Consider the following 7,766-nt stretch of genomic DNA (forward strand, 5'->3'; position numbering starts at 1 on the left):
GTGCCTACGGCCAGCAACGCCACCGGTGTCGCTTGCGCCAGGGTCCAGCCCAGCCCCAGAGTCAGCGCCGGGATGGCCAGGATGCCGCCACCGGCACCGGTCAGCCCAAGCACCAACCCCACCAGCATGCCAAATAAAATAATCAACATGGTCAGGGTCAATCCGGCTTGCAGTCAGTGAACCACTCGCGGCCTTTGAGCATGCCTTGCCAGTAAAACCACGGCAGCAATGTGGCCTTGAGCAGCCACGCCGATTTGCGGGGTACGGTCGGGTCCAGGGGAAAGGTGGGTAGCAGTTTGCCGCCATAGCCGAATTCAGCCAGGATCACCTTGCCGTTTTCCACGGTCAGCGGGCAGGAGCCATAGCCGTCATAACGCTTGGGCAAGGTCACGCCCTTGCGCAGTGCGAGCAGATTTTCGGCCACCACGACCACTTGCTTGCGGGTTGCCGCCGCGGTCTTGGCATTGGGTGTATTGCACACATCGCCCAGGGCGAAGATTTCGGGGTAGCGTGGATGTTGCAGGGTCGCCGGATCGGTCTCGAACCAGCCCGCCTTGTCCGCCAGTTCACTGCGGCGGATCACATCGGGCGCCTGCTGCGGTGGTACCACATGCAGCAGGTCGAAGGTTTTAGCAACACAAGTCACACCGCCCTTGGCATCAGTCACATCAAACCAGGCCGTTCTGGCGGGACCGTCAACCTTGACCAGATTGGACTGGAAGGCCAATTGAGCCTTGTAGGCTTCAACGTACTTCATCAGCGGCGGGACAAAAGCCGGCACGCCAAACAACACCGCCCCCGCCAGGTTGAACTCCACCTTGATAGCGTCCAGAGCACCGCGTTTGCGCCAATGATCGCAGGCCAGATACATGGCTTTTTGCGGCGCACCCGCACACTTGATCGGCATGCCCGGCTGGGTAAACAGTGCCTTGCCGCCCTTCAGGCTGCGCACCAGTTCCCAGGTATAGGGCGCCAGATCGTGACGATAGTTGGAGGTCACGCCATTCTTGCCCAGGGTTTCTTCAAGGCCCTCGATATTTTCCCAGGCCAGTTCCAGCCCCGGGCAAACGATCAGTTGCTGGTAACCCAGCTCGCTGCCATCGCTGAGCAGCACAACCTTGCGCTGCGGAGCAAAGGCACACAGCGACGCCTTGACCCACACAGCACCTTTGGGCATGACCGCAACGGTGGGGCGAACCGTGTTTTTGATATCGTAGGCCCCTCCCCCGACCAGCGTCCAGGCGGGCTGGTAATAGTGTTCGGTGCTGGGCTCGATCACGGCGATACGCAAGGCCGGGTTACGCTTCAACAGGCTGGCCGACACCGAAATACCGGCCGAGCCACCGCCCACCACGACCACATCGTACTGCCTGGCCTCACGCGTGCCCTGGGTGGCCGCTTCAAAAAGCTTGGCAGAGCGATTGCCCGTGCGGCAGTACGCCAGCACCGGTTTGGGCAACTCGTCGAGCAGTTCACGCAATTGCTGCACCTGCCCGGGTGTTGCGCCGCTGGTCGCTACTGGCAGATAGGCAAAGCTCAGCCCCAGGGCCTGCGCGGCCTGTTGCATCGCGGTGTGTTCGGGTTGCTCAGGCCCGCCTTCATGGTCGGGGCGGTTGCAGATCACGCTGGCAAAACCCAGCGCAGCCAAGGATTGGAGATCAGACTGCTCGATCTGACCGGTCACGGAAAATGACGCGTCGATTCGCTTGATGCTTTGCTCCATTGAGCACTCCAGGCACAACTAAAATGAATGGATTGGGAGGGCGTTACTTTTTGAGCGCTTGCCCGCAATACAGCCCCGACAGGGTCTGCATCACAGAAACCACTTCAAAGCTGGCGAGTGAGTAGAAAATGTATTTCCCCAGCCTTCGGGTATTGACCATGCCCTCATCGCGCAACACACCGAGTTGTTGCGACAGTGTGGGTTGTCTGATGCCGGTCAGCGCTTCAAGTTCGCCGACATTGCGCTCACCTTGAGTCAACTGGCAGAGCAGCAGCAGGCGATCTTCATTGGCCAACGCTTTGAGAAGGGTGCAGGCTTTGGAAGCAGAGTCGCGCAGAAGCCCGATTTCTTCGCTGGTTAGCTGAGCAGTCATGAAAAGCTCCGGTGCGTGATGGTCGACAGTCTACGACTCGATAATATATCTTTCAATATATTGATCATTCAACGACCGCCACGAGGCCCCTCATGCATCCCGAAATTCAAGGTTTCTTCGACCCGGCGACGTCGACCGTGAGCTACGTGGTCCATGCTGCTGGCAGCGTGGAGTGCGCAATCATCGACCCGGTGCTGGACTACAATGCCGCCGCCGGGCGTATCAGCACCGTCAGTGCCGACGCCATCGCCGCTTTCGTGCAGGCTGAAGGCCTGAAGGTGCAATGGCTGCTGGAGACCCACGCCCATGCCGACCACCTGTCGGCCAGCGCTTACCTCAAGCGCAAGCTGGGCGGGCAGATCGGCATCGGGGCTGCCATCACCCAGGTCCAGGGGGTGTTCCGCGATATCTATAACCTTGAGCCGGAATTCAAGCTTGATGGCTCGCAGTTCGATCGCCTGTTCGAGCCCGACGAGCTGTTTCATATCGGGCGACTAGAGGTGCGGGCGCTGCATGTGCCCGGCCATACCCCGGCCGATATGGCCTATCAGGTAGAACACCACAGCCTGTTTGTGGGCGATACCCTGTTTATGCCTGATGTGGGCACCGCCCGTTGCGACTTCCCGGGTGGCGATGCGCGGCAGTTGTATCAATCGATCAAGCGCCTGCTGGCATTACCTGAGTCGACCCGCCTGTTTATGTGCCATGACTACCCGCCAGCCGGGCGCGAAGCCTGCTGGTCGACCACGGTGGGTGAACAGCGGGCAAAAAACATCCACGTCAATGACAGCATCGACCTGGCAGGTTTTGTCGGCATGCGTACGGCCCGCGATGCCACCCTCGGGGTTCCGGCGCTGCTGATTCCGGCGATTCAGGTCAATATTCGTGCAGGCAACCTGCCGCCTGCGGATGACAGCGGCCTGTGCAGCCTGAAGATTCCGCTGAACCGGTTTTGAGCGCCCAAACACTTGCCAGGAACAGGGCAGCAGCGGTTTTGATGAGCGGCGCATTACCCGTGGGAGCTGGCTTGCCTGCGATGCAAACAACGCGCTCTGACAGGTAAAACACGGTGATTCCATCGCGAGCAAGCCCGCTCCCACAAGAACCCGGGCAGCCCCAGGCGCATAAAAAATCCGGCCTGAGCCGGATTTTTTAGTTAGCCAATTACTGCATCCACGGGGGTGGTGGCTCTTCAGCCTTGCTCGGTGGCGCATCATCGGCAGCACGCACTGCCTGGCGGAAAGCTTCGTCCAGACGTGCAGCTTCGATTTCGCGCATCACCCCGCCGACATCCGCCAGCTCGTCCGGCTCGTCAAACTCGCCCGTCAACACACTGCCAGGGTGCAGGGTGGCAGCTTCGTAAAGTGCCCACATTTCCTTGGCGTACTTGGTCTTCTTCAGTTCCGGCGCAAAACGCCCGAAATAGGAAGCCATGTTGCCCACGTCACGCTCCAGCATGTTGAAGGCGTGGTTGTTACCCGCCGCATCGACCGCCTGGGGCAAGTCGATGATGACCGGGCCGGTTGGCGTCAGCAAAACGTTGAACTCGGACAAGTCGCCGTGAACCAGCCCCGTACACAGCATCAGCACGATTTGCTGAATCAGGAACTCGTGGTACTCGCGGGCCTGATCCGGCTCCAGCACCACGTCATTGAGACGCGGAGCCGCATCGCCGTACTCGTCCGCCACCAGTTCCATCAACAGCACGCCTTCGAGGAAGTCGAACGGTTTAGGAACCCGCACACCCGCACCGGCCAGGCGAAACAGTGCCGCTACCTCGGCGTTTTGCCAGGCATCTTCGGTTTCTTTACGACCGAACTTCGAGCCCTTGGCCATCGCTCGGGCCTGACGGCTGTTGCGAACCTTGCGACCCTCCTGATATTCGGCGGCCTGGCGGAAACTTCGTTTGTTGGCCTCCTTGTAAACCTTGGCGCATCGCAGCTCATTGCCGCAGCGGACTACGTATACAGCTGCTTCCTTGCCACTCATGAGTGGGCGCAGCACCTCGTCGATCAGACCGTCTTCGATCAGGGGTTCTAAGCGTTTTGGAGTCTTCATCAGCTTTTATTGTGGGTCCTTTATTACCAAACACGCGAATGTCATTCGTTATACGGCAATCCACTCACCACGGGGAGAGGGCAAACGATTTGAATGATAGACGAGCAACACGTTTTGAGCACCGACTTAACCCTGTCGAAACAAGTCACCCGGGGTAAAGCCGAACATCTTTTTAAACGCCGCAATAAACGCCGACGTTGATTCATACCCGCAAGACAGCGCCGCCCGCGTGACATGACCGCCCTCCTCCAGCACCCGTAACGATGACAGAAGACGCACCCGCTGCCGCCAACTGCGGAAACTCAAGCCTGTTTCACGTTGAAACAAACGCATCAGGGTTTTTTCGGACATCCCCAGCCGATACGACCACAGGCCCAGGTTCGCCTCGGCATCAGGGGTTTCGACCAGCTCATTGCACAGCACCAGCAAACGTTCATGACGGGGCAACGGCAGTGAAAAACCGACCTCGGGCAGGCTTGCCAACTGGTCCAGCAGCACCGCCACCAAGCGTTGCTCGCAGCTCCCCTCCTCGGGGTAGTCGACGGGCAGCGCACAAAAGCTTTTGATCAGCTCCCGGGCCAGCGGCGTGACCTCCAGTACCCGGCACTGCCCCGGCGCCCATTGGCAGTCCTCACGGCGCACATAGAGGCTGCGCATTTCAGCGCGCATCGAGGTGATCACTTCATGCTCCAGCCCGGCCGGAATCCAGATACCCCACTGCGGGGGCGCAAAAAAACTGCCCTCGTCGGTATGTACGCCCAGCACACCACTAATGGCGTACGAAAACTGCACCCAATCGTGTCGATGGCGCGGCGTCCACGAGCCCGCGCCCAGGCTTTCGGCCCGGGCGTACAGGGGTCGTGGCAGGGCATCGAGTACCGGAATGGCACGCGGCAGCCCACGTTGTCCGTTTGGCGGCATTGATTGGCCTTATATCGCAAGACGACAGATTGCTGCGACGTTAGGCTAAGTCATCAATTCTTACAATGTTGCGGTGCCGACAATGCCTGTACTCAAACATCTCAAACGAATGTTCACCGACTGGTTTCTGTGCGGCATGCTGCTGGCGACTTTCCTGGCCTATGTGTTTCCGCATTTCGGTAGCACTGGCGGCGCAATGCACGCGGAATGGGTGATCAATATCGGAGTGTTTCTGGTGTTTTTCCTGCACGGGGTCAACCTGTCCAGTGAGCAGATCAGTCACGGCCTGAAAAACATTCGCCTGCACGTTATGGTGCAGGGCTTTACCTTTATCGTCTTCCCGCTGATCTGGGTGGTCGCCAACAAGCTGTTGGGCGCCCATATCCCGCCGTTGCTGATGTTGGGATTTTTCTACCTGTGTGCCCTGCCCTCGACCATTTCCTCGTCGGTGGCACTGACCGGCAGTGCTGGAGGCAATGTGCCGGCAGCGATTCTTAACGCCAGCCTGTCCAGCGTGCTGGGGATTTTCCTGACACCCTTGCTGGTCAGCTTCGTGGTGGGCAGCGGCGCAGGGGGCATCGACCTGGGTTCAACCCTGCTCGACCTGTGCGCCATGCTGTTGCTGCCGCTGGTGCTGGGCCAGTTGGTTCGCCCGCTGTGCGGACGCTTTTTTGCCCGGCACAAGCGCTACACCAATATCTGCGACAAGGTTGTGATTCTGCTGCTGGTTTACGCCGCGTTCTGCAACTCGATGGTCTCGGGCATGTGGCAACAGCAGGGCAGTTCGGTGATTGTCAGTGCATTGGTCGGCAGTGCGGTCCTGCTGGCGATTATCCTGTGGATGACCACCCGCACCGCCCGCGCCCTGAAATTCAGCACCGCAGATGAAATCGCTGCAGTGTTCTGCGCCAGCAAGAAATCCCTCGCGGCGGGTGCGCCGATGGCGGCCCTGATTTTCGGGACCAACCCGGGGCTGGGCCTGATTTTATTGCCGATCATGATCTACCACCCACTGCAGTTGATCGTGTGTTCGGTGATGGCCGAGAGTTATGCCACGCGCAGTCGCGCAGAAGCCAAACACAACAACATCTCGGGTGGGAGCGGGCTTGCTCGCGATGCCGACGCCACGGCGTAACAGGCACACCGCATTGCGCCCATCGCGAGCAAGCCCGCTCCCACAGACGGCTATCGCTCAATTATTGCAGTAACACCCTGCCCGCCCGCCGCGCAGATCGAGATCAAACCTCGACCCTGCCCGGCGGTGGCCAGCAGCTTGGACATATTGGTCACGATACGCCCGCCCGTCGCCGCAAACGGATGACCCACCGCCAGGGAACTGCCCTTGACGTTGAGTTTGCTGCGATCAATCGCCCCCAGCGCTGCATCAAGCCCCAGCCGGCTTTTGCAGTAAGGCTCGTCCTCCCAGGCCTTCAAGGTGCACAGCACCTGCGCGGCAAATGCCTCGTGAATCTCGTAGTAGTCAAAGTCCTGCAAGGTCAGGCCATTACGCGCCAGCAGCCGTGGGACGGCGTATACCGGTGCCATCAATAACCCTTCTGCACCGTGTACGAAATCTACAGCAGCTGTTTCACCATCGCGCAAATACGCCAAGACCGGCAAGCCGCGCTCCCTGGCCCATTCTTCACTGCCCAACAAGACCGTCGACGCACCATCGGTCAGTGGCGTGGAGTTGCCCGCCGTCAACGTGCCCTTGGCGCTGCGCTCGAATACGGGCTTGAGGGCGGCCAGTTTCTCCAGGGTCAGGTCGGCACGCAGGTTGTTATCACGGCTCAGGCCCATAAATGGCGTAAGCAGATCATCTTCCCAGCCGGCGTGGTAAGCCGCCGTCAGTGCCTGATGGCTGTGCAGCGCCAGCTCGTCCTGCTCAACCCGGGGGATGTTCCAGGTTTGCGCCATCAACTCGCAGTGCTGGCCCATCGACAGCCCGGTGCGAGGCTCGCCGTTGCGTGGAAATTCGGGCTTCAAAAAGCCCGGACGCAATTGCAGCAACGCCTTGAGCTTGTCCACAGGTGCCTTGAGGCGGTTGAACTGCAGCAGCCATTTGCGCAGCCCGTCATTGATGCCGATCGGAACATTGGAGGCAGAGTCCACGCCACCGGCAATCCCGCACTCGATCTGCCCCAGGGCAATCTTGTTGGCCACCAGCAATGCCGCCTCAAGCCCTGTACCGCAGGCCTGCTGCAAGTCATAGGCCGGAGTTTGCGGCGACAGCCGCGAGCCCAGCACACATTCGCGGGTCAGGCTGAAATCCCGCGAATCCTTGAGCACCGCCCCGGCCACTACTTCGCCCATGCGCAACCCGTGAAGGTTGTATCGCTCGATCAGCCCTTCCAGCGCCGCCGTCAGCATGTCCTGATTACTGGCAGTCGCATAAGGCCCGTTGGCGCGAGAAAACGGGATTCGATTACCACCAATAATTGCTACACGACGCAGACTCATACGATTCACCCTATTCTCTTAAATCCATTAATCGTTACCAGCGTAGGCCTTATTGCCGATAACGAACGACCACGGTCTGTTTGTGGTCAACCCTTTGAACCCCACCTGTCGGAGAGTGTTCCATGTCAGACCGTTATATCGACTTCGTCAACTCATCCCTCGGCCAGCGGCTGGTCGGCGCGTTGGGGCTGCCGTCACCGGGACGACTGGAGCGCTGGCAGGCCGGGCGCC

General features: G+C 59.7%; 8 protein-coding genes and 1 pseudogene. 3 read left to right on the top strand and 6 right to left on the bottom strand.

Annotated elements, in window-relative coordinates; all coding sequences use genetic code 11:
- From GHO42_RS25935 to GHO42_RS01030, 3 genes and pseudogenes are all read right to left on the bottom strand, one after another.
- Positions 1–149, bottom strand: a pseudogene (locus GHO42_RS25935) (sulfite exporter TauE/SafE family protein); the annotation flags it as partial.
- A gap of 8 nt (positions 150–157) precedes the next feature.
- Positions 158–1,723 (bottom strand): bifunctional protein tyrosine phosphatase family protein/NAD(P)/FAD-dependent oxidoreductase, encoded by a 1,566-nt coding sequence (locus GHO42_RS01025; RefSeq protein ID WP_095020830.1) that lies wholly within the window; start codon positions 1,721–1,723, stop codon positions 158–160.
- A gap of 43 nt (positions 1,724–1,766) precedes the next feature.
- Positions 1,767–2,096 (bottom strand): metalloregulator ArsR/SmtB family transcription factor, encoded by a 330-nt coding sequence (locus GHO42_RS01030; RefSeq protein WP_095001067.1) that lies wholly within the window; start codon positions 2,094–2,096, stop codon positions 1,767–1,769.
- 92 nt (positions 2,097–2,188) lie between these two features.
- Here GHO42_RS01030 and GHO42_RS01035 point away from each other — a divergent pair, with 92 nt between their 5' ends.
- Positions 2,189–3,052 carry an MBL fold metallo-hydrolase gene (locus GHO42_RS01035; protein ID WP_095020829.1) on the top strand — a complete coding sequence of 288 codons (864 nt, stop codon included), beginning with the start codon at positions 2,189–2,191 and terminating at the stop codon, positions 3,050–3,052.
- 208 nt (positions 3,053–3,260) lie between these two features.
- Here GHO42_RS01035 and GHO42_RS01040 read toward each other — a convergent pair whose 3' ends face one another.
- Both GHO42_RS01040 and GHO42_RS01045 read right to left on the bottom strand, forming a co-directional pair.
- Entirely contained in the window at positions 3,261–4,154 is an 894-nt protein-coding gene (locus GHO42_RS01040; protein WP_016783575.1) for a PA4780 family RIO1-like protein kinase, read from the bottom strand.
- Between the two features lie 126 nt (positions 4,155–4,280).
- On the bottom strand, positions 4,281–5,075 hold the full coding sequence (locus tag GHO42_RS01045; protein WP_095019800.1) for a helix-turn-helix domain-containing protein: 795 nt from the start codon (positions 5,073–5,075) through the stop codon (positions 4,281–4,283).
- An 82-nt stretch (positions 5,076–5,157) separates the two neighbouring features.
- Between GHO42_RS01045 and GHO42_RS01050 the strand changes: the two genes are divergently transcribed.
- Positions 5,158–6,210, top strand: coding sequence for a bile acid:sodium symporter family protein (locus tag GHO42_RS01050; protein ID WP_095019799.1), 1,053 nt, complete (start codon positions 5,158–5,160; stop codon positions 6,208–6,210).
- Positions 6,211–6,260: 50 nt separating this feature from the next.
- On the opposite strand, the gene GHO42_RS01055 is transcribed toward GHO42_RS01050, so the two are convergent.
- Positions 6,261–7,535 carry an acetyl-CoA C-acetyltransferase gene (locus GHO42_RS01055; RefSeq protein WP_095019798.1) on the bottom strand — a complete coding sequence of 425 codons (1,275 nt, stop codon included), beginning with the start codon at positions 7,533–7,535 and terminating at the stop codon, positions 6,261–6,263.
- 122 nt (positions 7,536–7,657) lie between these two features.
- Between GHO42_RS01055 and GHO42_RS25940 the strand changes: the two genes are divergently transcribed.
- On the top strand, positions 7,658–7,766 hold a 109-nt coding region (locus GHO42_RS25940), incomplete at its 3' end, for a hypothetical protein (protein WP_256671094.1).

This window comes from Pseudomonas sp. FSL R10-0056 (genome assembly GCF_009600105.1).
In the GTDB taxonomy this organism is placed as follows: domain Bacteria; phylum Pseudomonadota; class Gammaproteobacteria; order Pseudomonadales; family Pseudomonadaceae; genus Aquipseudomonas; species Aquipseudomonas bubulae.